Origin of the sequence: Albidovulum denitrificans, from assembly GCF_002973535.1 — a bacterium.
In the GTDB taxonomy this organism is placed as follows: Bacteria; Pseudomonadota; Alphaproteobacteria; order Rhodobacterales; family Rhodobacteraceae; genus Albidovulum; species Albidovulum denitrificans.
In genome coordinates this window covers 50884-73314 of sequence record NZ_PVEP01000005.1, presented here as the reverse complement: position 1 = coordinate 73314, position 22431 = coordinate 50884, and the positions used below count along the sequence as shown (strand labels likewise).

The 22431-nt window shown below is 64.2% G+C and carries 27 protein-coding genes; 12 read left to right on the top strand and 15 right to left on the bottom strand.

Features of this window, described 5'->3' with window-relative positions:
- Positions 1–4 precede the first annotated feature (4 nt).
- The 11 genes from LX70_RS12310 (at position 5) to LX70_RS12260 (ending at position 8866) form a co-directional block, all read left to right on the top strand.
- Positions 5–580 (top strand): thioredoxin family protein, encoded by a 576-nt coding sequence (locus LX70_RS12310; RefSeq protein WP_105515078.1) that lies wholly within the window; start codon positions 5–7, stop codon positions 578–580.
- Between the two features lie 107 nt (positions 581–687).
- Positions 688–1161 (top strand): sulfur oxidation c-type cytochrome SoxX, encoded by a 474-nt coding sequence (gene soxX, locus LX70_RS12305; protein ID WP_105515077.1) that lies wholly within the window; start codon positions 688–690, stop codon positions 1159–1161.
- Between the two features lie 43 nt (positions 1162–1204).
- A complete protein-coding gene (soxY, locus tag LX70_RS12300) occupies positions 1205–1627 on the top strand; it encodes a thiosulfate oxidation carrier protein SoxY (protein ID WP_105515076.1) in 423 nt (140 codons plus the stop codon).
- A gap of 17 nt (positions 1628–1644) precedes the next feature.
- Positions 1645–1974 (top strand): thiosulfate oxidation carrier complex protein SoxZ, encoded by a 330-nt coding sequence (gene soxZ / locus LX70_RS12295; protein WP_105515075.1) that lies wholly within the window; start codon positions 1645–1647, stop codon positions 1972–1974.
- 64 nt (positions 1975–2038) lie between these two features.
- Positions 2039–2896, top strand: a complete 858-nt coding sequence (soxA, locus tag LX70_RS12290) for a sulfur oxidation c-type cytochrome SoxA (RefSeq protein WP_105515074.1) — start codon at positions 2039–2041, stop codon at positions 2894–2896.
- Positions 2897–3018: 122 nt separating this feature from the next.
- On the top strand, positions 3019–4710 hold the full coding sequence (gene soxB / locus LX70_RS12285) for a thiosulfohydrolase SoxB (RefSeq protein WP_105515073.1): 1692 nt from the start codon (positions 3019–3021) through the stop codon (positions 4708–4710).
- A 31-nt stretch (positions 4711–4741) separates the two neighbouring features.
- Positions 4742–6013, top strand: a complete 1272-nt coding sequence (gene soxC / locus LX70_RS12280; RefSeq protein WP_105515313.1) for a sulfite dehydrogenase — start codon at positions 4742–4744, stop codon at positions 6011–6013.
- Positions 5997–7070, top strand: a complete 1074-nt coding sequence (locus tag LX70_RS12275; protein WP_105515072.1) for a c-type cytochrome — start codon at positions 5997–5999, stop codon at positions 7068–7070. Before soxC ends, LX70_RS12275 begins: the two co-directional genes overlap by 17 nt.
- 26 nt (positions 7071–7096) lie before the next feature.
- Positions 7097–7543, top strand: a complete 447-nt coding sequence (locus LX70_RS12270; RefSeq protein WP_105515071.1) for a DUF302 domain-containing protein — start codon at positions 7097–7099, stop codon at positions 7541–7543.
- Positions 7544–7697: 154 nt separating this feature from the next.
- Positions 7698–8372, top strand: coding sequence for an aminoacyl-tRNA hydrolase (pth, locus tag LX70_RS12265; protein WP_105515070.1), 675 nt, complete (start codon positions 7698–7700; stop codon positions 8370–8372).
- 116 nt (positions 8373–8488) lie between these two features.
- Entirely contained in the window at positions 8489–8866 is a 378-nt protein-coding gene (locus tag LX70_RS12260) for a DUF2237 family protein (RefSeq protein ID WP_105515069.1), read from the top strand.
- Between the two features lie 87 nt (positions 8867–8953).
- On the opposite strand, the gene LX70_RS12255 is transcribed toward LX70_RS12260, so the two are convergent.
- The 11 genes from LX70_RS12255 to LX70_RS12205 all read right to left on the bottom strand — a co-directional run bounded on the left by LX70_RS12255 (position 8954) and on the right by LX70_RS12205 (position 16996).
- Positions 8954–9508, bottom strand: coding sequence for a helix-turn-helix transcriptional regulator (locus LX70_RS12255; protein ID WP_342747700.1), 555 nt, complete (start codon positions 9506–9508; stop codon positions 8954–8956).
- On the bottom strand, positions 9505–9939 hold the full coding sequence (locus LX70_RS12250; protein ID WP_105515068.1) for a hypothetical protein: 435 nt from the start codon (positions 9937–9939) through the stop codon (positions 9505–9507). The genes LX70_RS12255 and LX70_RS12250 overlap by 4 nt, the downstream gene beginning before the upstream one ends.
- 97 nt (positions 9940–10036) lie before the next feature.
- Complete coding sequence (locus LX70_RS12245) at positions 10037–10363, bottom strand: hypothetical protein (RefSeq protein ID WP_105515067.1); 327 nt, start codon at positions 10361–10363, stop codon at positions 10037–10039.
- 312 nt (positions 10364–10675) lie between these two features.
- Positions 10676–11908 (bottom strand): tryptophan synthase subunit beta, encoded by a 1233-nt coding sequence (gene trpB / locus LX70_RS12240; protein WP_105515066.1) that lies wholly within the window; start codon positions 11906–11908, stop codon positions 10676–10678.
- A 12-nt stretch (positions 11909–11920) separates the two neighbouring features.
- Positions 11921–12367 carry a GNAT family N-acetyltransferase gene (locus LX70_RS12235; RefSeq protein ID WP_105515065.1) on the bottom strand — a complete coding sequence of 149 codons (447 nt, stop codon included), beginning with the start codon at positions 12365–12367 and terminating at the stop codon, positions 11921–11923.
- Positions 12364–13008 carry a phosphoribosylanthranilate isomerase gene (locus LX70_RS12230; protein ID WP_105515064.1) on the bottom strand — a complete coding sequence of 215 codons (645 nt, stop codon included), beginning with the start codon at positions 13006–13008 and terminating at the stop codon, positions 12364–12366. Before LX70_RS12230 ends, LX70_RS12235 begins: the two co-directional genes overlap by 4 nt.
- A gap of 9 nt (positions 13009–13017) precedes the next feature.
- Positions 13018–13380, bottom strand: coding sequence for a LapA family protein (locus tag LX70_RS12225; RefSeq protein ID WP_342747699.1), 363 nt, complete (start codon positions 13378–13380; stop codon positions 13018–13020).
- A 9-nt stretch (positions 13381–13389) separates the two neighbouring features.
- Entirely contained in the window at positions 13390–13671 is a 282-nt protein-coding gene (gene ihfB / locus LX70_RS12220) for an integration host factor subunit beta (protein WP_105515063.1), read from the bottom strand.
- A gap of 285 nt (positions 13672–13956) precedes the next feature.
- Positions 13957–15642 carry a 30S ribosomal protein S1 gene (rpsA, locus tag LX70_RS12215; protein WP_105515062.1) on the bottom strand — a complete coding sequence of 562 codons (1686 nt, stop codon included), beginning with the start codon at positions 15640–15642 and terminating at the stop codon, positions 13957–13959.
- A gap of 330 nt (positions 15643–15972) precedes the next feature.
- On the bottom strand, positions 15973–16317 hold the full coding sequence (locus LX70_RS12210) for a hypothetical protein (RefSeq protein WP_105515061.1): 345 nt from the start codon (positions 16315–16317) through the stop codon (positions 15973–15975).
- 94 nt (positions 16318–16411) lie between these two features.
- Positions 16412–16996, bottom strand: coding sequence for a (d)CMP kinase (locus LX70_RS12205; RefSeq protein ID WP_105515310.1), 585 nt, complete (start codon positions 16994–16996; stop codon positions 16412–16414).
- Between the two features lie 93 nt (positions 16997–17089).
- Here LX70_RS12205 and bchE point away from each other — a divergent pair, with 93 nt between their 5' ends.
- Positions 17090–18595 carry a magnesium-protoporphyrin IX monomethyl ester anaerobic oxidative cyclase gene (gene bchE, locus LX70_RS12200; protein ID WP_105515060.1) on the top strand — a complete coding sequence of 502 codons (1506 nt, stop codon included), beginning with the start codon at positions 17090–17092 and terminating at the stop codon, positions 18593–18595.
- Between the two features lie 3 nt (positions 18596–18598).
- Here the strand turns inward: bchE and aroA are convergent, their stop codons facing one another.
- The 4 genes from aroA to LX70_RS12180 form a co-directional block, all read right to left on the bottom strand.
- Positions 18599–19948, bottom strand: coding sequence for a 3-phosphoshikimate 1-carboxyvinyltransferase (gene aroA / locus LX70_RS12195; RefSeq protein ID WP_105515309.1), 1350 nt, complete (start codon positions 19946–19948; stop codon positions 18599–18601).
- Positions 19949–20051: 103 nt separating this feature from the next.
- Positions 20052–20753, bottom strand: a complete 702-nt coding sequence (trmB, locus tag LX70_RS12190; RefSeq protein ID WP_105515059.1) for a tRNA (guanosine(46)-N7)-methyltransferase TrmB — start codon at positions 20751–20753, stop codon at positions 20052–20054.
- Between the two features lie 290 nt (positions 20754–21043).
- On the bottom strand, positions 21044–21823 hold the full coding sequence (locus LX70_RS12185; RefSeq protein ID WP_170076184.1) for a M48 family metallopeptidase: 780 nt from the start codon (positions 21821–21823) through the stop codon (positions 21044–21046).
- A 71-nt stretch (positions 21824–21894) separates the two neighbouring features.
- On the bottom strand, positions 21895–22392 hold the full coding sequence (locus LX70_RS12180) for a hypothetical protein (RefSeq protein ID WP_146111594.1): 498 nt from the start codon (positions 22390–22392) through the stop codon (positions 21895–21897).
- Positions 22393–22431 lie beyond the last annotated feature (39 nt).

Below are 22431 nucleotides of genomic sequence, written 5' to 3'. Positions count from 1 at the left end.
AAGAATGACCCGTTTCTTCACCGCCGCCGCCACCGCGCTTTTGCTGGCGCTGCCCGTCCATGCCGCCGATGTCGCGCCCCTGGGCGATGACGGGCTGCACAAACCCACCTGGCTGCGCGACACGTTCAAAGACATGCGCGAGGACCTTGCCGAGGCGAATGCAGAGGGCAAGCGCCTGATGATCATCTTCGAACAGCGCGGCTGCATCTACTGCACCAAGATGTATGAAGAGGTCTTTCCCCAGCCTGAAATCGACGCGCTGATCCGCGACAATTACTTCGTGGTGCAGATGAACCTCTTCGGCGACGTGGAGGTCACCGACCTCGACGGCGAAACGCTGCCCGAAAAGGACATGGCGATGAAATGGGGCGTGATGTTCACGCCCACGATGATCTTCCTGCCCGAGGACGTGCCAGACGGGCAGACCGTCGCCGAGGCTGCCGTCGCCAAGATGCCGGGCGCCTTCGGCAAGGGGACGACCGCCGCGCTGCTGACCTGGGTGAAGGATCACGAATACGAAAACGGCGAGAACTTCCAGAAATACGTCGCCGCCCGCGTGACCGGCGGGCCGCAGAACTGACGCAGCGGCAAGACACATTCTCATATTCACGCTCGTGAATTTTTCGGTTGCGTGCGACAGGTTGTCTCAGTTAGGCTCCGAGTCGGAGGAAAACAGGGAGGTCTTCGATGAAGCGCCAAATCGCCGCGGGACTGCTGATGTCCCTCGCCGCAGGGATGTCTTTCGCCGAAACGGCGCCCGGCGACGTCAGCTATCAGGAAGGCGCCGTGGCGCAGTCCCTGACCGGCCAGCCGGGGGATGCCGCCGAGGGTGCCAAGGTCATGTCGAGCCGCGCGCTCGGCAATTGCGTCGCCTGCCACACCGTGTCGGCCATGCCCGACGTCGCCTTCCAGGGCAATGTCGGACCGACGCTGGACGGCGCCGGCGATCGCTGGGAAGAGGCGCAGCTGCGCGGCATCGTCTCGAACGCGAAAATGACCTTTGAAGGCACGGTCATGCCGTCCTTCTACAAGACGTCCGGCTTCATCCGGCCCGGCGACGGCTATACCGGGAAGGCGATCGACCCGGCCGCCATCACGCCCATCCTTGGCGCGCAGCAGATCGAGGATGTCGTCGCCTACCTCTTGACCCTGAAGGAATGATCCGGCCCGCGGTTTCCGCGCCGGAACGGCAAAGGAGTATTCAATGAAACTGACACGACGCGATACGCTGGCCCTGGGACTGGGCGGCATCGCCCTGGCGGCCCTTCCCGGCGCCGCGGCGGCGGAAGGCACGGTCGAGGATCTGACCAACGCCTTCACCGGCGGGGCAGAGATCGGCACCGGCGGCATCACCCTGACCGCGCCCGAGATTGCGGAAAACGGAAACACCGTTCCCATCGCCGTTTCCGCCCCCGGCGCGGCCTCGATCATGCTTCTGGCCTCGGGCAACCCGACGCCTGCGGTCTGCACCGTCAATTTCGGCCCCGCGGCCGGATCGCAATCCGTCTCCACCCGCATCCGCCTGGCCAAGACCCAGGACGTCGTCGCGCTGGCCAAGATGGCCGACGGCAGCGTCGTTCAGGCCTCCGCCACGATCAAAGTCACCATCGGCGGCTGCGGCGGCTGAGCTAAGGAACGAAGCAAATGGCAGAAAACGTCAAACCCCGCGTCAAAGTCCCCTCCAAGGCCTCCGCCGGTGATGTGGTGACCATCAAGACGCTGATCTCTCACCCGATGGAATCGGGTCAGCGCAAGGACAAGAGCGGTAACGTCATCCCGCGCTCGATCATCAACCGCTTCACCTGCGACTTCAACGGCGCGAACGTCATCGACATGACGCTCGACCCGGCGATCTCGACCAACCCCTATATCGAGTTCGAGGCAAAGGTCGATGCGGCGGGGGAATTCAAGTTCACCTGGTACGACGACGACGGCTCCGTCTACGAGGACGCCAAGTCCATCGAAATGGCCTGAGGCCGGCAAAGGGGACGGGGGGGCGCCCGGCCAGACGGGCGCCGCCTCTCAGGGAGGAGAACGCATGAAGAAAAGAACACTCGCCACCACCTGCGCCGCCACCGCCTTGGCCCTTGTCGGGCTCTCGGCCATGGCGGACCCGGCCGAAGATGAACTGGTCATCAACGGCGACATCACCATCGTCACCCACACGACCAAGGCCCCGGACTATATCGAGGGCCTGAGCGAGCAGTATTCCGGCTGGCATTTCCGCGAGGACGACACCCGCGACATGGAGCGGGACGATTTCGACAACCCCGGCATGCTGGGGGTCGAGGCAGCACGCGACAGCTGGGCCGAAGCGGACGGGACCGAGGGGAAATCCTGCGCCTCCTGCCACAACGAACCCGAAAGCATGGCCGGTGTGCGCCCGGTGATGCCGAAGTTCAACACCGAGAAGGGAGAGATGTACACGCTTGAGATGTACATCAACCAGTGCCGCACCGAACGCATGGGCGCCGAGGCCTGGGGCTGGGACGACGCCGCGATGGTCAACATGACGGCGCTGATCTCCTCCGTGTCGCGCGGGATGCCGGTGAACGTGGCCATCGACGGCCCCGCCGCCCCCTATTGGGAGCAGGGAAAGGAGATGTACTATACCCGCTATGGCCAGCTTGAGCTGTCTTGCGCGAATTGCCACGAACAGAACTACGGCAACCACATCCGCGCCGATCACCTCAGCCAGGGGCAGACCAACGCCTTTCCGACCTACCGGCTGAAAACGGCTTCGCTGAACTCCATCCACAACCGCTTCAAGGGCTGCATCCGCGACACGCGGGCCGAAACCTTCAAGCCCGGTTCGGCCGAATTCATCGCGCTTGAGCTTTACGTTGCCTCGCGCGGCAACGGCCTGTCGGTCGAAGGACCGTCGGTGCGCAACTGAACCCTGTCCGGGCGGCCACCCGCCCGGACCATTCGTTTGTCGATTTTCACGAAGACGCGGGGGAGCGGCCCGACGTGCCTTGGCGCGCCGGTCCCGTTTTGCCCAAGAGAAGGACCAAGAGCATGATTTCGAGGCGGGATTTCCTCCAGGCAACCGTGGCGGCCTCCGCACTTTGGGGCGCGTCGGGCGTGGGCAACTGGTCCCGTCTGGCCGCCCAACAGGTGCTGACGCAGGACAAGCTGCTTGAGTTCGACGATTACGGCAACGTCACCCTGATCCACATCACCGACATCCATGCGCAACTGAAGCCGGTCTGGTTCCGCGAACCCGAGATCAACCTGGGCGTCGGCGCGGCCAAGGGCCAGCCGCCGCATGTGACCGGGGCGGATTTCCTGAAGATGTTCAATATCGCGACCGGCACGCCCGAGGCCTATGCCCTGACCTATGAGGATTTCGTGGCGCTTGCGCAGACCTATGGCCGCATGGGCGGGCTGGACCGCTGCGCGACCGTCATCAACGCCATCCGCGCCGCACGCCCCGACGCGCTGCTGCTGGATGGCGGCGATACCTGGCAGGGCTCGCTCACCGCGCATCGGACCAACGGGCAGGACATGGTCAACGTGATGAACGCGCTGAAACCCGATGCGATGACCTCGCACTGGGAATTCACGCTGGGCATCGACCGCGTGACCGAGATCGTGGAAACCCTGCCCTTCCCCTTCCTTGGCGCCAATATCTTCGACGCCGAATGGGACGAACCCGCCTACGATCCCTACAAGATGTTCGAAGTCGGCGGCGCGACGGTCGCCGTGATCGGCCAGGCCTTCCCCTACCTTCCGATCGCCAATCCGAAATGGATGTTCCCCAACCTCTCCTTCGGCGTGCGTGAGGAACGCATGGCCGAGGTCGTGCAAGAGGTCCGCGACGCCGGGGCCGATCTGGTCGTCGTCCTGTCCCATAACGGCTTCGACGTCGACCGCAAGATGGCCGCGCAGGTCGAAGGGATCGACGTCATCCTGACCGGCCACACCCATGACGCGCTGCCAGAGCCGGTTCTGGTCGGCAAGACGATCCTGATCGCCTCCGGCTCCAACGGCAAGTTCATAAGCCGCGTCGATCTGGACGTGCAGAACGGCCAGATGATGGGCTTCCGCCACAAGCTGATCCCGATCTTCTCCGACGTGATCGCACCCGATGCCGAGGTCACAGCCCTGATCGAGACCGAGCGCGCGCCCTTCAAGGCCGATCTGGAGGAGGTGCTTGGCACCACCGACAGCCTTCTTTACCGCCGCGGCAATTTCAACGGCACCTGGGACGACCTGATCTGCAACGCGCTGATTGATGAACATGAGGCCGACATCGCCCTCAGCCCCGGTTTCCGCTGGGGGCCGTCGCTTCTGCCGGGCGAAAACATCACCCGCGAAGACCTGATGAACGCCACCGCCATGTCCTACCCCGCCGCCTACAAGACCGAGATGACGGGCGAGATGCTGCATACCGTGCTGGAGGATGTCGCCGACAACCTCTTCAATCCAGATCCCTATTACCAGCAGGGCGGCGACATGGTCCGCGTCGGCGGCATGGGCTACCGGATCGACATCACCAGGCCGCAGGGCGAACGCATCACCGAGATGACGATGCTCAAGTCCGGCGAAAAGGTGGACCCGGCCAAAAGCTACACCGTCGCCGGTTGGGCCAGCGTGAACGAAGGCACCGAAGGCCCGGCGATCTGGGATCTGGTCGAAAGCTGGATCAGGAAACAGGGCAGCGTGACGGTCGATCCCAACACCTCGGTGCAGGTGGTGGGGGCCTGAGATGAACGACAGCACGAAGAAGGAGGGTTCGATGAGCGGAACCGAGAACAAGGGGACCAGCCGACGCGCCGTCCTGCGCGGCGGGCTGGCCGCAGGCGCGGGCCTTGCCGTGGCCGGTGCGGCGCGGGCCGAAGGCACACCCGACCCGCTGATCACCGAGGTGCAGGACTGGGCGTCCTCCTTCGGCGATCCGGTCGATGCGACACCCTACGGCATGCCGATCCGCTTTGAATCGCAGGTCGTGCGCCGCAATGTCGAATGGCTGACCGAAAGCCCCGTCTCCTCGATCAACTTCACGCCGATCCACGCGCTTGAAGGCACGATAACCCCGCAGGGCTGCGCCTTTGAACGCCACCATTCCGGCGCGATCGAGCTGTCGAAACCCGACTACCGCCTGATGATCGACGGGCTTGTCGAAACGCCGCTGGTCTTCACCTACGAAGACCTCACCCGCTTTCCCCGCGAAACCCGCACCGCTTTCTGCGAATGCGCGGCGAACGGCGGCATGGAATGGGGCGGCGCGCAGCTTGAGGGCTGCCAGTTCACCCAAGGCATGATCCACAACATGGAATATGTCGGCGTACCCTTGCGGCTGCTGCTGGAAGAGGCGGGCGTGAAGCCCGAAGGCAAATGGGTCTATGCCGAGGGCGCCGATGCGTCCTCGAACGGCCGGTCCATGCCGCTTGAAAAGGCGATGGACGACGTCCTTGTCGCCTTCTACGCCAATGGCGAGGCGCTTCGGAAAGAACACGGTTACCCCGTCCGCCTCGTCGTGCCGGGGTTCGAAGGCAATATGTGGGTAAAGTGGCTGCGCCGGATCGGGGTTTACGATCAGGCCGTCGAAAGCCGCGAGGAAACGTCGAAATACACCGACCTGATGCCCGACGGGCGGGCGCGGAAATGGACCTGGGTGATGGACGCGAAATCCGTCATCACCTCGCCCTCGCCACAGGCACCGATCTATCACGGGAAGGGGCCGCTGGTCATCACCGGCCTGGCCTGGTCCGGCCACGGCAAGGTCACGCGCGTGGACGTCTCGCTTGACGGCGGCAAGAACTGGCAGGAAGCGGAACTGACGGGCGAGGCGCAGTCCAAGGCGCTGACCCGGTTCCGCCTGAACATCGACTGGGACGGTTCGGAACTGCTGCTGCAATCCCGCGCGGTGGATGAGACGGGCTATGTCCAGCCCACGAAGGACGCGCTCCGCGCGATCCGGGGGACGAACAGCGTCTACCACAACAACGGTATCCAGACCTGGTGGGTGCATGAAAACGGAGAGGTCGAGAATGTCGAAGTCGCTTAAATTCCTCCTCGGCACGGCGCTTGGCCTCTCCGTCCTGGCCGCGCCTGCCTTCGCCGAAAAACTCGGCCTCGGCCGCCCCGCGCTGCCTGCGGAAATCGCCGCCTGGGACGTCGCGGTCCTGCCGGACGGCACCGGCCTTCCCGAAGGGTCAGGCGATGTTGCAACGGGTGACGAGGTCTTTGCCGAGAAATGCGCCACCTGCCACGGCGACTTCGCCGAGGGCATCGACAACTGGCCCGTTCTCGCCGGGGGCGAAGGCTCGCTGAAGGATCGCCGCCCGGTCAAGACCATCGGCTCCTACTGGCCGCACCTGTCGACCGTGTGGGATTATATCCACCGCTCCATGCCCTTTGGCGCGGCCCAAACCGTGACCCCGGATGAGGCCTACGCAATCACCGCCTTCCTGCTCTATTCCAACGGGATCGTTGAGGATGACTTCGTGCTGTCGAAGGAGAACTTCACCAGCATCACGATGCCGAACGCGGACGGCTTTTATCCCGACGACCGGGCTGAAAGCGAATATGCGACCTTCTCGGGCGAAGCCTGCATGACCGACTGCGCCGCCGAGGTGAAGGTCACCAAGCGCGCGGTCACCCTGAACGTCACCCCGACCGATCCCGACGGCCGCCCGGCAGGCACCCTGCCCAACCCGGATCCGGTCGTGGAGGCGGCAGTGGCAGAGCCTGCGGCGCCGGAAACGACGGCAGAGACGACCACCGCAGCGGCCGGCCCCGACCCGGCTCTGGTCGAGGCGGGCGCCAAGGTCTTCAAGAAATGCGCCGCCTGTCATAAGGTCGGCGAGGGCGCGAAGAACGCGACGGGGCCGATGCTGAACGGCATCCTTGGCCGCGCGGCGGGTACCGTGGAGGGCTTCAAATACTCCAAGGCCATGGCCGATGCCGGCGCAGCCGGGCTTGTCTGGAGCGATGAGAACCTTCACGCTTACCTCTCAGACCCCAAGGGCTTCGTCAAACGCAACAAGATGAGCTTCGCTGGCCTGAAGTCGAAGGACGATATCGACGCGGTCATCGCCTATCTCGAATCCGCCGGGGGCTGACCCCCGGCACCGCCAAGGAGAGGAAGATGAAGACAGCTATCCTTCCCGCGCTGGTCGCCGCCCTGATGGTGGCGGCGCCGGTCAGCGCGACTGCCGAAGAAAACGACGTCACGACCTATCCGTTCGAAGGCAGCTTCGAGGACGCCACCTTTGCCGTGGAAAACGCCATCATCTCCGAAGGGCTGGTCGTCGATCATGTCAGCCATGTGGGCGAGATGCTGGCCCGTACCGGCGCCGATGTCGGCAGCGACGTGAAGATCTTTGACGGCGCGGACGTCTATCTTTTCTGCTCCGCCAACCTGTCGCGCAAGGTGATGGAGGCCGACCCGATGAACCTGCGCTTCTGCCCCTACAGCGTCTTCGTGATGGACCGCGACGGCGCGGTGACGGTCGGCTACCGCAACATGCCCCAAGGCCCCATGCAAGAGGTTCAGGCGCTTCTCGACAAGATCGCGAAGACCGCGCTGGAATGACCGTCGCGGTCGCGGCCCGGCCCCGCGCGGCTTAACGCGTTTCGGGTTTTCGTTGAGAAAGCAAGTATCAGAATTCGAACGAGATACGTTCGAATTCTGATTCAGCGTAAAGCCGAAATGCTATAGCTTCGGCCCATCACCGAAGAGGGGCCGAATGAAACTTTTCGTCGGGCTGGGCAATCCGGGTCGCAAGTATGAGGCGAACCGCCACAATATCGGCTTCATGGCCGTGGACCGCATCGCCACGGATCACGGCTTTGCGCCCTGGCGTGCGCGCTTTCAGGGCGAGGTCAGCGAAGGCAGGCTCGGGTCCGGGAAAATCGTCCTGCTGAAGCCGCACACGTTCATGAACCTCTCCGGTCAGTCGGTGGGTGAGGCGATGCGCTTTTACAAGCTGACGCCTGATGACGTCACCGTCTTCCACGACGAACTTGACCTTGCGCCCGGCAAGTTGCGGGTCAAGACCGGCGGCGGTCACGCGGGGCATAACGGCCTGCGTTCGATCCACCAGCATATCGGCGAGGCCTATCACCGCGTCCGCATCGGCATCGGCCATCCCGGCGACAAGGCCCGCGTCGCCGCCTATGTGCTGTCGGACTTCGCCAAGGCGGATGGCGACTGGATCGAGGATCTGCTGCGCGGGATCTCCGATGGCGCGCCCGCCCTTGCGCAGGGCGATGCGACACGCTTCATGAATGCCGTCAGCCTGCGCACAGCGCCACCGCGTCCCTCCGCCCCGAAGCCTGCCGGAAAACCCGCGCCTGCCGCGACCATTGAGCCGGAAGACGAGCGCAACCCGCTTCAGAAACTGATCGACCGCTTCCGCTAAAGCGTTTCGGGTTTACGTTGAGAAAGTAAGTATCAGAATTCGAACGAAATAAGTTCGAATTCTGATTCAGTGTAAACCCGAAATGCTATAGCGCGGCCTTCGAAGGAGGTGCAACGATGGTCACACCCTATCCACCCCGCAACGTCCTTGGCGGCGCGCTTGAACCCTGCTCCGCCGATCCCCTGACCGGCTTTTTCCGCGACGGCCACTGCAACACCTGCGCCGAGGATGCGGGCAGGCACACCGTCTGCGCGGTGATGACGGCCGAATTCCTCGCCTTCTCGAAATATGTGGGCAACGACCTGTCCACGCCCCGGCCCGAGGTCCACTTCCCCGGCCTCAAGCCCGGCGACCGCTGGTGTCTTTGCGCCACCCGTTTCCTGCAGGCCCACGACGAAGGCTGCGCCCCGAAAGTGCATCTGCCCGCCACGCATGAACGCGCGGGCCGGATCGTCCCCCTCGACATCCTGAAACGTCACGCGGCGGCGGATTAAAGCGTTTCGGGTTTTCGTTGAGAAGGTAAGCATCAGAATTCGAACGAAATAAGTTCAAATTCTGAGTCAGTGCAAACTCGAAATGCTTTAGCCCGCCGCCTGCATCACCGCATCGACATCGCGGTCATCGGTGGCGGCTCCGGCAAGACCGGGCAGCATCTCCTCATCCATCAGGTCCTCGATGAAGAGGCTGAGCAATTGCGACCGCCCGGTCACGCCCGCCTTGCGATAGATGGCATTGGTCTGCGCCTTCACCGTCCCGCCCGCCGTGCCGCGCAAGCTGGCGATCTCTTGCGTGCTAAGGCCCTTGATCGCGAAAAGCGCAACGTCCCGTTCGGCCGAGGTCAGCCCCCAATCCGCGAACCGCGCCTGCATCAACTCCATGAACGCGCCCGAAACCTGGCGAAGCTGCTCCTCCGCGCGCTTCTGGCGCCGCATGCTCCGGCGCAGCACGATGCCGCCCAGAACCGCGCCGAAGACAAGGCCAAGCGCGGCGCCGACCTCAAGAACCTCATGCAGTTCCCAACTGATCGGGCTGTGCTGGATGTCGAGATAGGTCATCAAAGTCTGGCCGACGAAGAAGAAGGCGCAGACAAGCTGGATCAGCAGCAAGAGCGAGATGAGGACGAGATCGCGCATCATCTGGGCGGTTCCGACCGGGACGGTTCGCCACCGCCGGGTTCCCCACCACGCTCACCGCCGCTCTCGCCGCCCGGTTCACCACCGGATTCGCCGCCGCTCTCCCCCCCACTTTCGCCGCCGCTCTCGCCACCCGGCTCGCCGCCGCCGGAAGAACTTCCGCGGCTGGTATCCTTGCCGACGGCGCGACGCTCGGCGCGGGAATAGTCGCGCAGGACCTCACCCGAGGACGGATCGACGACAACCTCACGTTCGACATTGCCCCGGACGGCGGTGAACCTCACCCGGCCAAGGAAGGTGCGCTTGCGGCTGGTAATGCGGAAACCCTGACCGGCGATCGCGCGGGCGACCTGCTCTTCAGCCGGGGCTGCGGTGGCGTCCTGACCGAGGGCGATGAACCCCGCAGAGGACAGCATGAAAACGCGTCTGTTCATGTCTACTCAACACACACGCCCCCAATCCGCACTTTCGCAACATTCACACGGGCGAACAAGAATATCCGCGATTCCGCCCGTGCCGGTTGCCTTGGCATCAACGATCGTCGGAATTCGCGAAGATATTTTCGCGCAAAGGCTCAATCCCGTCGGCGCCGAAGAAGCGCTCCACCGTGATTCCCGACTCGGTGATCCTCTCAAGCGACAGGCTCCCGGCGGCAGAGAAATCGCGCCGCAGGATCTTCTCGTCGTTGCGCGCCTCGATCGTCAGGGCGAAGCCGTTCCACCTCACGTCGAAGTCAGAGAACCCTTCGGCCGAAATGGCCTGCATCTGCTCATGCACGATGGCACCCAGCCGCTCCGGTGTCGCGGTGACGGTGATGGCGGGGGCGCCCGTCTCGAAAGCCTTGGCAGTATGGAACATGGTCGTGTCCTCGGTTGCTTGTGTCCGGTCGGTTGGACAGGGGGAGTGGTCCCCGTCGCCTAACAAGCTGAAATCCAAACGCTTCCGGGCGCCATAAACCGAAGGAACAGTGCCATAAACCGGGGTTTATGAGGCAACTTACTGGCGACGCTGCGGCACCAATGGGGCCGTCAGCCCGACCTTTCGCCAAGATTGTTTACACATCGGCACTTCACGGCCGCACCAACACCCGCGCCGCACGCATTTTTCCATGCGCAGGCAACTTTCGGTGCCAGACACCGAATCGGGCCGGTCACCGCCAGCGCGCGGAGGTCAGGTGCGAATATCGAAGCCCAGATGCTTGGCGACGGCGAAGATATCCTTGTCGCCCCGGCCGCACATGTTCATCACGATGATATGGTCGCGCGGCAATTCCGGCGCGATCTTCATCACATGGGCCAGCGCATGGGACGGCTCCAGCGCCGGGATGATGCCTTCCAGCGCACAGGACAGCTGGAACGCCCCAAGCGCCTCCTTGTCTGTGATCGCGACATACTCAGCACGCCCCGTCTCATGCAGCCAGGCATGTTCCGGGCCGATACCGGGATAGTCGAGCCCCGCCGAGATCGAGAACCCTTCAAGGATCTGCCCGTCATCGTCCTGCAAGAGATAGGTCCGGTTGCCATGCAGCACACCCGGACGCCCGCCGGTGAGAGAGGCGCAATGCTCCATCTTCTCATCCACGCCCTTGCCGCCGGCCTCCACGCCGATGATCCGAACCGACGGATCATCAAGGAACGGGAAGAACAGCCCCATCGCGTTCGACCCGCCGCCGATCGCGGCAATCACCGTATCCGGCAGGCGGCCCTCGCCCTCCTGCTCGGCCAGTTGCCAGCGCACTTCCTTGCCGATGATCGACTGGAAATCGCGGACCATCGCCGGATAGGGATGCGGCCCCGCGACCGTCCCGATGCAATAGAACGTGTCACGCACATTGGTGACCCAGTCGCGCAGCGCGTCGTTCATCGCGTCCTTCAGCGTGCCGCGCCCCGACGTCACCGGCACCACCTCGGCCCCCAGAAGGCGCATGCGGAAGACGTTCGGCGCCTGCCGTTCCACATCATGCGCGCCCATGTAGACGATGCACTTCAACCCGAACTTGGCGCAGACCGTCGCCGTCGCCACGCCATGCTGGCCGGCGCCGGTTTCGGCGATGATCCGGGTCTTGCCCATGCGGCGGGCCAGGATGATCTGGCCCAGCACGTTGTTGATCTTGTGCGCGCCGGTATGGTTCAGCTCATCCCGCTTCATGTAGATCTTGGCGCCGCCAAGGTGATCGGTCAGCCGTTCCGCGAAGTAAAGCGGCGAGGGGCGGCCGACATAATGCTTCCAGAGCCAGTCCATCTCGGCCCAGAAGGTGTCATCCGTCTTGGCCTTCTCATATTCCGCCTCAAGGTCGAGGATCAGCGGCATCAGCGTTTCCGACACGAAGCGCCCGCCGAAATCGCCGAAGCGGCCGCGTTCGTCGGGTCCGTTCATGAAGCTGTTGAACAGGTCGTCGGCCATGATCGCCTCCTCTCAGGACAGATCGCGTTTAAAGCCTATATGCGACGCGGTAAAGCCGAGCCGTTCGTAAAACCGCCTCGCATCGGTGCGGGTCGCGTTCATCGTCAACTGCATCAGCCGACACCCCGCCGCGCGGGCGCGGGCCTCGGCATCGGCGAACATCGCGGCGCCAAGCCCCTGCCCGCGCCGGTCCGAGGCGACACGCACCGATTCTACCTGCGCCCGGCGGCTGGCGCGCAATGACAGGCCGGAGATGAAGGTCAGTTGATAGGTGGCGACGATCCGCCCGCCGACCTCGCCCACGATCAGCCTATTCGCACCCTCGTCCTGCATCCTGTCGAAGGCCGCCAGATAGGCGTCAAGCTCCGTCCCCTCACGCCGCGCGCCCAGCGCGTCATCGGACAAGAGCGCGACCACCGCCGCGACATCGGCGCGCGTTGCCTCGCGAAAGCGGATCATGCGGCCGCCTGCGCCGCCGCGACGAAGGCGCGGATCAGCCCCGCATCCTTCACGCCCGGCGCAAGCTCAACCCCCGAGGACACATCCACCTGCCGCGCGCCGGTCAGGCGGATGGCCTCGGCGACATTGTCGGGCGTCAGCCCACCGGCCAGCATCCAGGGGCAGGGCCAGTATTTCCGCGCGATCAGCGTCCAGTCGAAGGCAAGCCCGTTGCCACCGGGAACAGCCGCGCCCTTCGGCGCCTTGGCATCGACGAGGATCTGATCGGCGACCTTGCCGTAAAGGGCGATCTTTTCCACATCCTCAGGCCCGGCAATCCCGACCGCCTTCATCACCGGCAGCCCAAAGCGCGCCCGGATCCCCGCCACCCTGTCGGGGCTTTCGTTCCCATGAAGCTGAAGCATGTCGAGCGGCACGGCCGCGACGATGGCGTCCAGCTCCGCATCCGTGGCATCGACGACCAGCGCCACCTTGGCAACCCCCGGCGGCACCGTGGCCGCAAGCCGGGCGGCTGTCCCGACCGTCACATTCCGGGGCGATTTCGCGAAGAACACAAAGCCGACATAGCGCGCCCCGGCCTCGACCGCCGCGGCGACATGCGCCGTCTCGCGCAATCCACAGATCTTGACCCGGACGTCCATCGCGCCGGTTTAGCGCGTGGCGCCGTCGCCCTCAAGCAGCGCCAGAACCTCATCGTTCGGCTTGCGGCTTTCGGTGCGCAGCTTGCTGACCTCACGCCGCAACTGCCCCGCCTCACGCTTGTGATCGGCAAGCGCCGCGCGATGCTTGGCCTCGCGGAACCATTCCCAGATGAACCCGATGCCAAGACCGGCAAGGATACCCGCGAAGATCACGACGAACAGCGGCAGCTCGATCTGGTAATCGAGGCCCAGAACGGCGGCCATGTCCTTTGGCAGCGCATGAAGCGTCACCGGCGCAAGGTTCGCCGAGGCGACGGCCAGAAGCACGATACCAAGAAGGGCAAGGAACAGGATACGAAGAAAGCGCAGCATGGAGGAGGATTAGCCCCCGTTCAGCCGGTCGCGCAAGAGCTTTCCGGTCTTGAAGAAAGGAACATGCTTTTCCTCGACCGGCACGGATTCCCCGGTGCGCGGGTTTCGCCCGGTGCGCGCATCGCGCTTTTTCACCGAGAAGGCGCCAAAGCCGCGCAGTTCGACCCGGTCACCGCGCGCCATGGCCTCGATAATCTCATCGAAGATGGTATTCACGATCCGCTCGACGTCACGCTGGAAGAGGTGCGGATTCTCTTCCGAAATCTTCTGGATCAGTTCAGACCTGATCATGGACTAACCCCCCTTGCAGACCGATTTTCCGGGCCGTTTTCTGTTCTTCAAACCGGACTATAGGCGCAAACATTCGATCACGAAACAGGAAAGCCATTGGAATAACGGCATTTTCCCGCTGCGTCACAGAAAATGGCGGGCGATTTCGGGCCGATTACCCCTGCTGCATCGCAGCAATAGGGGGCGGCGCGATACAGGGGGCCTTCGAACCTACCCCCCCGATTCGCAAAGCAAAACGGCCCCGCCGGTCGGGCGGGGCCGTTCCTGCTTCGGTAACGAAGCCGATTACTTGTCGGACGAACCCTTCAGGGCCGCGCCGAGAATGTCGCCAAGCGAGGCGCCGGAGTCGGACGAACCGTACTGTTCCACGGCTTCCTTCTCTTCGGCGATCTCGCGCGCCTTGATCGACAGGCCCAGACGGCGGGTCTTGCTGTCGACATTGGTCACGCGCACGTCGACGTGGTCACCGACCTGGAAGCGCTCGGGGCGCTGGTCGGCACGGTCACGCGACAGGTCCGAACGACGGATGAAGGATTTCATGCCGTTATACTCGACCTCGATCCCGCCATCCTCGATCGCCGTGACGGTGACCGTGATGACCGAACCGCGCTTCACGCCATCGACCGCGTCCGAGAACGTATCGTCGCCAAGCGCCTTGATCGAAAGGGAGATACGCTCCTTCTCGACATCGACTTCGGTGACGGCGGCCTGAACCACGTCGCCCTTGCGGTAGTTCTGGATCGCATCCTCGCCGCGCTGGTCCCAGCTGAGGTCGGAGAGGTGAACCATCCCGTCGATGTCGTTGTCGAGACCGACGAACAGACCGAATTCGGTGATGTTCTTGACCTCGCCCTCGATCTGCGAGCCGACCGGATGGGTTTCCGCGAAGACTTCCCACGGGTTGCGCATCGTCTGCTTGAGGCCAAGCGACACGCGACGCTTCGCGGTGTCGATCTCAAGCACCATGACGTCCACTTCCTGCGAGGTGGAGACGATCTTGCCCGGATGGACGTTCTTCTTGGTCCAGGACATTTCGGAGACGTGGACCAGACCCTCGACACCGGCTTCCAGCTCGACGAATGCGCCGTAGTCGGTGATGTTGGTCACGCGGCCCTTGTGGACCGAACCCAGCGGGAACTTCTCCTCGACCGTATCCCACGGATCGGACTGAAGCTGCTTCATGCCAAGCGAGATGCGGTGGGTTTCCTTGTTGATCTTGATCACCTGGACCTTCACGGTCTCGCCGATGTTCAGGATCTCGTTCGGGTGGTTCACGCGGCGCCACGCCATGTCGGTGACGTGCAGCAGGCCGTCGACACCGCCAAGGTCAACGAACGCACCGTATTCGGTGATGTTCTTGACCACGCCATCCACGACCTGACCTTCGGACAGGTTGCTGATGACCTCGGCGCGCTGTTCGGCGCGGCTTTCTTCCAGGATCGCGCGGCGGGACACGACGATGTTGCCCCGGCGACGGTCCATCTTGAGGATCTGGAACGGCTGCTTCATGCCCATCAGCGGGCCGGCATCGCGCACCGGACGGACATCGACCTGGCTGCCGGGCAGGAACGCGACCGCGCCGCCCAGATCCACGGTGAAACCACCCTTGACGCGGCCGAAGATGGCGCCATCGACGCGCTCTTCCTTGGCATAGGCCTGTTCGAGACGATCCCAGGCCTCTTCCCGGCGCGCTTTCTCGCGCGACAGGACGGCCTCACCCCGGACGTTCTCAACGCGGTCGAGATAGACCTCGACCTCGTCGCCGATGCTCAGATCGGGCTGTTCACCGGGGCTTGCGAATTCCTTGAGGTCGACGCGGCCTTCCATCTTGTAGCCGACGTCGATGATGGCCTGGCCCGCCTCGATGGCGATGACCTTGCCCTTGACGACCGAACCCTCTTCGGGCGTGTCGATCTCGAAGCTTTCTTTGAGGAGGGCTTCGAATTCCTCCATCGTGGCTTTAGCGCACATGCGTTTTCAGTTTCCTTTTCACGATGTTTCTGGCCATGCGGTTGGCTCCGCCGGTCTTTGGTCTGCCCACGAGGCGTCGAGGCGTCCGAAAACACGAAAGGGCCGGTATTCCCCGACCCTGCGCATCCTCGCATGCCCCGGACTCTCGCGGCCCGTTTGACGGGGTGGCGTATAGGCCCTGTGGCCCATGATTGCAAGGGCGAAGGCAGCACCGTGAAGCTTGCCCCGATCACCGGCCGACACCTGCCGTCGCGATCTCAACTCACATCGGATTGCCATCCAAGCGCCCAAAGGCAATCGCCAGTCCAACAATCGCCATAACCAATCCGGTCAAAAGGTATGGAAGCCACAGGAGGGTGTCACCGAAATCCCTTCGTACGACCAGGCCATCCCAACCGACATAGAGGGGCGGAAGCGATGCGAGAACGTAAAGCACACTCCACCATCGCGGAACCGCTCGCCCTTTATAAACGTCGTAATAAGCAGCGCCAAAGGCAGCCAGTGCACTACGACAAGGAAGACCAGCGTTGGCACCACTGGCAGAGAGAGGTATTGCGCAAAGTATCCCGGATAGAACAAGGACAGCATCGACCCCACAACACCCAGCGCGAAGGCGAAGAGAAAAGCGGCAATCGCGCCGACTCCAATAAGGGTTTCCCTGTTGATCTGACCCATGCCGCGACCTTTCCGCCTCACCCTTGCCATCGGAACTCTCCACCCGCCGGACGTGCAGGCACCTCGCATTCGAAAGCTACCCGCCTCCGACCCTTCATCCCCGCACGGCGAGTACCGCCTTTATCGCCCGGTCCACCGCCTCCGTGACGGTCATCTCTGATGTATCAAGCAAGAGCGCATCCGCCGCCGGCCGTAACGGCGCCGTCGCCCGCTCGGCATCCCTCTTGTCCCGTTCGATCACCTCGGCCAGCACCTGCCCCTCATCCCCCCCCACCTCAAGCCAGCGGCGGTGGGCGCGGACCTCGGCGCTGGCGGTGACGTAAAGCTTCACCTCGGCCTCGGGGCAGATCACCGTGCCGATGTCGCGCCCGTCCAGCACCGCGCCGCCCGCACGCCGGGCGAACTGGCGCTGAAACACGACCAGCGCGGCGCGCACCTCGGGGATGACCGCGACCTTCGATGCCGCCTGCCCGGCGGCCAGCGTACGCAGATCGTCGCGGGTCAGGTCATCTTCGGTCAGGCCTTCCGCCGCCGCGACCGGATCGCCACCCTTGGCGCCGACGGCACGATAAAGCAGCCCGGTGTCGAGATGCGCAAACCCGAAATGCGCCGCCACGGCGCGGGAAATCGTCCCCTTCCCCGCCGCCGCCGGGCCGTCGATGGCAACCGTGAAGATCACTGGCCTGTCCTCCTGCACGCGGGCCGCGCCTCTTCTGCGCGGGTCCTGCACATCGCGACGTCTACGCAAGGCGAAATGACAAAGAGGAAGCCCATGCGTATCGTCCTTCTCCACCCGCCCCATACCGCCATCGGCAGCCGCGTTCCAAGGGAAAATCTGCCGCCCTTCGGCTTGCTCTGCATCGGCGGCCCGCTGATCGACGCGGGCCACGACGTCCGGCTGGTCAATGCCGACCTTGGCCCCATGCCCCTCCGCACGATCCGGAGAGAGGTCCTCAGCCACCGTCCCGACGCGGTCCTGATCGGCCATTCCGGGTCGACCTCCGCCCATCCGACCGTCCTGAAGATCGCCACCGCGCTGAAAGCCTGGCACCCGGACCTGACCATCGTCTATGGCGGTGTCCACCCGACCTATCACTGGCACCAAATCCTGTCCGGCACCGCCGACATCGACGTCATCCTGCGCGGCGAGGGGGAGGAAACCGTGACCGCGCTGATGGGCGCGCTTGAGGCCGGGATCGACCTTGCAGCCATCCCCGGCCTCGCCTACCGCAAGGACGGTCTGCCCCATGCCACCCCGCCCGCGCCGATGATCCGCGACCTCGACGCCCACCGGATCGGGTGGGAGCTGATCGACTTTACCAGACACAGCTACTGGGGCGGCAAACGCGCCGTGATCGTGCAATTCTCGCGCGGCTGCCCGCATCTTTGCACCTATTGCGGGCAGCGCGGCTTCTGGACCCGCTGGCGCCACCGCGATCCGGTCAGGCTGGCGCGCGAAATCGCCTGGCTGGTGCGCGAGAAGGGCGTTGAACTCATCAACCTCGCCGATGAAAACCCCACCTCCTCCCGGCGCGCCTGGAAGGCGTTTCTTGAGGCGCTGATCGCCGAAGAGGTCAAGGTGACCATCGTCGGCTCCACCCGCGCCGATGACATCGTCCGCGACGCCGACCTTCTGCCGCTTTACAAGAAGGCCGGCTGCCTGCGCTTCCTTCTCGGGATCGAGGGAACGGATGAGGCGACGCTGGCCACCGTCAAAAAGGGCGGCACCCGCGCCAAGGACCGCGAGGCAATCCGCCTCCTGCGCGATAACGGCATGATCGGCCTTTGCACCTTCGCCGTGGGGTTCGAGGAGGAGACCGACCGCGATTACTGGCGCCTGCTCCGGCAGCTTCTGGCCTATGACCCCGATCAGGTCATGTCGATCTACGCCACGCCCCATCGCTGGACGCCCTTCCACGGCCAGTCCGCCCACCGCAGGGTGATCCGCACCGATCTCCGGCTCTGGGATTACAAGCATCAGGTGATCGAAACGCCCCATGTCCCGGCCTGGCGCGTCTTCCTCTGGGTCAAGCTGATCGAGGCCACGCTGCAACTGCGGCCCAGGGCGCTCTGGCGTGCCTATCTTCAGCCGGACCGCGACATGCGCCACGCGCAGCGCTGGTACACCGCGATGGGACGCCGCGTCTGGCTTCGCGAGATCACGGACGCGATCCTGAAACCGGCGCGCAAAGGGCCGACCGTCGCGGACTACTGGGGGGCAGAGCAATTGCCGGAAGAGGCGATGGCCCGCACCGCCCCGCGCATTGCAGCAGAGTAGGGATCAGCGATTGTCGCGCCGGATCTGCGCGCCCAGCCCCGCCATCAGCCCCTCGAACGCCGGGAAAGAGGTCGCGATGGGCGATCCGTCATCGACGCTGACCGGCCGCTTCGCCGCAAGCCCGGCCACAAGGAAGGACATCGCGATCCGGTGGTCGATATGGGTCGCGCAGGTCGCACCGCCCGGCACACCGCCCTGCCCCATGCCGTGAACGATCAGCACATCCTCTTCCTCCTCGACCCGCACGCCACAGGCCTCAAGCCCGCGCGCCATCGCGTCGATCCGGTCGCTTTCCTTCACGCGCAGCTCCTTCACGCCCCGCATGACGGTCGTCCCCTCGGCAAAGGCCGCCACCACCGACAGGATCGGATATTCGTCGATCATGCTGGCCGCGCGCTCCTCCGGCACCTCGATACCGTTCAGGGTGGAGGCGCGGACCCGGAGGTCGGCGACCGGTTCCCCCCCCTCTTCGCGCGGGTTCTGGAATTCGATGTCGGCGCCCATCTCCACCAGCGTGGTATAAAGCCCGTTCCGCGTCGGGTTCTGGCTGACGCCGGGGACGAGGATGTCCGACCCTTCGACGATCAGCGCCGCACAGACCGGAAACGCGGCCGAGGACGGATCGCGCGGCACCGCCACCACCTGCGGGCGCAGCTCCGGCTGGCCGGTCAGGGTGATGACGCGGCCCTCACCCGTATCCTCGACCGTCAGCTCGGCGCCAAAACCCCTGAGCATCCGCTCCGAATGATCGCGCGTCGGCTCCCTCTCGATCACGACCGTCTGCCCCGGCGCGTTCAGCCCCGCCAGCAGCACCGCCGATTTCACCTGCGCCGAAGGTACGGGGACGACATAGCGCACCGGCACCGGGTCCGCCGCGCCGACGATGGTCATCGGCAAACGCCCCCCCTGCCGCCCATAGGCCCGCGCCCCGAAAAGCGCCAGCGGATCGGTCACGCGGCCCATCGGCCGCTTGCGAAGCGAGGCATCGCCGGCGAAGGTCGCGCTCATCGCCGTGGTGGCCATCGCCCCCATGATCAGCCGGACGCCGGTCCCGGAATTGCCGCAGTCGATCACCTGCTCGGGTTCCGCAAAGCCGCCCACGCCGACGCCATGCACCGACCAGTCCCCCTCCCCATGCCGCGTGACCTCGGCCCCGAAGGCACGCATCGCGGCGGCGGTGTCCAACACGTCCTGCCCTTCCAGAAGCCCGGTCACCTTCGTCTCCCCCACGGCCATCGCGCCAAGGATCAATGAGCGGTGGGAGATCGACTTGTCGCCCGGCACCTCCGCACGGCCCTTCAGGGGGCCGGATTTGCGCGCTGACATCGGAATGGGGGTGCCGTGGCCGGACATGGGCGTCTCCGTCGAAAAACCGTTCCGCTGATAGCGCAAGCGCCCCGGTGGGTCCATGCCCATTCATCTTGCCCGAAATACCTCCGACGGAGGCATCCCGCCCTTACCGGCGGCGGAAGGTCACGTAATGCGGCACCCGCCCCTCGCGCAGCGCCTTCTGCTCATAGCGGGTGGACAGCCAGTCACCCCAGGCCACGCCCCCCTCGCCGACAAGGTCGAACCCGGCCTGCGGCACCTCTTTCAGGGTCTGGCGCACATAATCGGGAATATCGGTCGCGACACGGAACTCCGCCCCCGGCTGCATCACCCGCGCCAGCGACCGCAGGTGATCCTGGGTCACAAAACGGCGGCGGTGGTGGCGGCGCTTCGGCCAGGGGTCGGGATAGTTCAGGAACGCCTTCGCGACCGAGGCATCGGGCAACACCTCCATCAGGTCGCGCGCATCGCCGGGGTGGACGGCAAGGTTCGTCACCCCCGCCTGCCGGATCTTGCCCAGAAGCATGGCGACACCGTTCACGAAAGGCTCACACCCGACGATCCCGATTTCGGGATAGCGCGCCGCCATGTGGACAAGGTGTTCGCCGCCGCCGAACCCGATCTCAAGCCAGATCGGGCGATCATCGCCGAAGATGCCCGCCGGGTCGATCGGATCGCGCGCCGGGTTGTCCTCGCGCGTCACACCCGCCGGGCGCAGGCTTGCCAGATCCTCGGACAGATAGACCTTCTGCGCCGGGCGCAGGGTCTTGCCATGGATGCGGCCATAGAAATTGCGCCATTCGGCGGAAGGGGGGGTGTCGTCGGTCATCGGTCATCCCAAGGGTCGGGCGCCTTTACCGCCCGCCCCGGTGGTGGGTCAAGCATCGCCTGCCGCAAAGACAGGCGATGCCGCCACAGGACGAATGACATCAACTCGGAACGAATTATGGCATTTCGGGTTTACACTGACTCAGAATTCGAACTTATTTCGTTCAAATTCTGATACTTACTTTCTCAACGAAAACCCGAAACACTTTAGCTCAAAACACATCAACTCGAAACGGCATCAACCTGAAACCACATCAACTCGCCTTGTCGCAGAACCCATCACGGGCGTACTCAGAACATCTCGCCATGCTTGTCAAAACCATGTTTGGCAATGTCGCGCAGCGCCTTGTAGCGCTTGCTCATCACCGCGTGATCGCTGGCCATATTCACGACGCGCACCATCAATCCGCGGCTATCCTCGACCATCTGGTCGACATAAGCCTCGGCATTCAACTGCTGCGCCATCCATGGCCCGACCGACAGGAAGACCAGCGTATCGGCGGCCTCGGGGCAGACCGCCATGGCCAGCCGGTCGGCCGAATATTCCTGCGCGCGGATCATGGCCTTTCCGGGCAGGAACAGCGCATGCATGACCGCCGCAATGGAAATGCGCACCAAAGCGACATGGCCAAGCTTGTGATGCGCAAGCTCATGGGCCAGCACAAAGCGAACAAGCTCCGGGTCGTGCTGCCCAAGACCGGCGATCTCGGCGTTCAGCACCACATATTTGCGGCGCAGCGAACAGGACATGGCATAGGCGTTCACCGCGCCATTGCCGTTGACGACATAAAGCGCGGGCGCGGTCGGCAGGTCGAACCGCGTCAGGAGATCGGTATAGATATCCCAGATATGGGAAAACTGCTGCGGCCCGACCTTGATCCCGTTCGACCGCTCCTTCGCGGCCCGGTAGAACCGCGTAATCAGCGCCATGATCGGCGTGAACAGGACGAGATAGCCAAGGTTCAGCAGCCACTCGACGTCGTTTGCCCTGGCGCTGGCGACTATATCGTCGGTGGCGGTCAGGCTTACCCCGACCGCCAACAGCGAAATCATCCAGGCCGTCACGACCATCGGCATCTCCCAGCGGTGCCTGTACCGCTGGGGTGTCCGGGCCGGATTGCAGGCCTCACACATGGCGCGCCTCAGTTGGCGCTATAGTTGATGATGCCATTCTGAACGGACAGAACCGTCAGCGTATGGCCGTCGATCGTGATCGCATTGTTCCCCGGCGCCGCCGTCAGGGTGAACGAGGTCTCACGCATCGGACCAATCTCGTCCTTCGGCGCCATCGACGGGAGGACGATCACATCCGACGCCTTCTTGCCGGTATTGATGACGGTGGGGGAGATATTGCCGGTGTTCTTGGAACTGAGGATGGCCACGTCCTGGCGCCGGAACACCGCCTTGCCATTCGCGGCCGAGTCAAGGATCACCATCGTCTTGCCGGTGTCGCGGGTCCGACCAAAAACATCCTTTCCGCCCAGAATGTTCGGCATCACCTCGGTGTGGGTCACGTTCAACACCATATCGCCCGGCATGGCGCTGCCGGAACGCGGGCCGGAGTTCCCGCCACCCTCATCGACACAGCCGGACACGGCCAGGGTTGCAATCAGAAGCGGAGCGTAGATGGTTTTCAGCATGTGGTCCTCCCGATGATTGTTACAGCCGTTCGCGAACGG

Bases quoted from the DNA above. Each gene is read 5' to 3' on its own strand.
- trpB (WP_105515066.1), bottom strand. From the start codon at position 11,908: ATGGCCGACGACCTGTTCAACAGCTTCATGAACGGACCCGACGAACGC.
- soxB (WP_105515073.1), top strand. From the start codon at position 3,019: ATGATTTCGAGGCGGGATTTCCTCCAGGCAACCGTGGCGGCCTCCGCA.
- LX70_RS12185 (WP_170076184.1), bottom strand. From the start codon at position 21,823: ATGGTCGTGACGGCCTGGATGATTTCGCTGTTGGCGGTCGGGGTAAGC.
- LX70_RS12310 (WP_105515078.1), top strand. From the start codon at position 5: ATGACCCGTTTCTTCACCGCCGCCGCCACCGCGCTTTTGCTGGCGCTG.
- LX70_RS12230 (WP_105515064.1), bottom strand. From the start codon at position 13,008: ATGGACGTCCGGGTCAAGATCTGTGGATTGCGCGAGACGGCGCATGTC.
- rpsA (WP_105515062.1), bottom strand. From the start codon at position 15,642: ATGTGCGCTAAAGCCACGATGGAGGAATTCGAAGCCCTCCTCAAAGAA.
- LX70_RS12270 (WP_105515071.1), top strand. From the start codon at position 7,097: ATGAAGACAGCTATCCTTCCCGCGCTGGTCGCCGCCCTGATGGTGGCG.
- soxY (WP_105515076.1), top strand. From the start codon at position 1,205: ATGAAACTGACACGACGCGATACGCTGGCCCTGGGACTGGGCGGCATC.
- pth (WP_105515070.1), top strand. From the start codon at position 7,698: ATGAAACTTTTCGTCGGGCTGGGCAATCCGGGTCGCAAGTATGAGGCG.
- LX70_RS12275 (WP_105515072.1), top strand. From the start codon at position 5,997: ATGTCGAAGTCGCTTAAATTCCTCCTCGGCACGGCGCTTGGCCTCTCC.
- aroA (WP_105515309.1), bottom strand. From the start codon at position 19,948: ATGTCCGGCCACGGCACCCCCATTCCGATGTCAGCGCGCAAATCCGGC.
- soxA (WP_105515074.1), top strand. From the start codon at position 2,039: ATGAAGAAAAGAACACTCGCCACCACCTGCGCCGCCACCGCCTTGGCC.
- LX70_RS12255 (WP_342747700.1), bottom strand. From the start codon at position 9,508: ATGATGCGCGATCTCGTCCTCATCTCGCTCTTGCTGCTGATCCAGCTT.
- LX70_RS12225 (WP_342747699.1), bottom strand. From the start codon at position 13,380: ATGCTGCGCTTTCTTCGTATCCTGTTCCTTGCCCTTCTTGGTATCGTG.
- LX70_RS12250 (WP_105515068.1), bottom strand. From the start codon at position 9,939: ATGAACAGACGCGTTTTCATGCTGTCCTCTGCGGGGTTCATCGCCCTC.
- soxC (WP_105515313.1), top strand. From the start codon at position 4,742: ATGAGCGGAACCGAGAACAAGGGGACCAGCCGACGCGCCGTCCTGCGC.
- LX70_RS12260 (WP_105515069.1), top strand. From the start codon at position 8,489: ATGGTCACACCCTATCCACCCCGCAACGTCCTTGGCGGCGCGCTTGAA.
- bchE (WP_105515060.1), top strand. From the start codon at position 17,090: ATGCGTATCGTCCTTCTCCACCCGCCCCATACCGCCATCGGCAGCCGC.
- ihfB (WP_105515063.1), bottom strand. From the start codon at position 13,671: ATGATCAGGTCTGAACTGATCCAGAAGATTTCGGAAGAGAATCCGCAC.
- soxX (WP_105515077.1), top strand. From the start codon at position 688: ATGAAGCGCCAAATCGCCGCGGGACTGCTGATGTCCCTCGCCGCAGGG.
- LX70_RS12245 (WP_105515067.1), bottom strand. From the start codon at position 10,363: ATGTTCCATACTGCCAAGGCTTTCGAGACGGGCGCCCCCGCCATCACC.
- LX70_RS12210 (WP_105515061.1), bottom strand. From the start codon at position 16,317: ATGGGTCAGATCAACAGGGAAACCCTTATTGGAGTCGGCGCGATTGCC.
- LX70_RS12180 (WP_146111594.1), bottom strand. From the start codon at position 22,392: ATGCTGAAAACCATCTACGCTCCGCTTCTGATTGCAACCCTGGCCGTG.
- soxZ (WP_105515075.1), top strand. From the start codon at position 1,645: ATGGCAGAAAACGTCAAACCCCGCGTCAAAGTCCCCTCCAAGGCCTCC.
- LX70_RS12235 (WP_105515065.1), bottom strand. From the start codon at position 12,367: ATGATCCGCTTTCGCGAGGCAACGCGCGCCGATGTCGCGGCGGTGGTC.
- trmB (WP_105515059.1), bottom strand. From the start codon at position 20,753: ATGACCGACGACACCCCCCCTTCCGCCGAATGGCGCAATTTCTATGGC.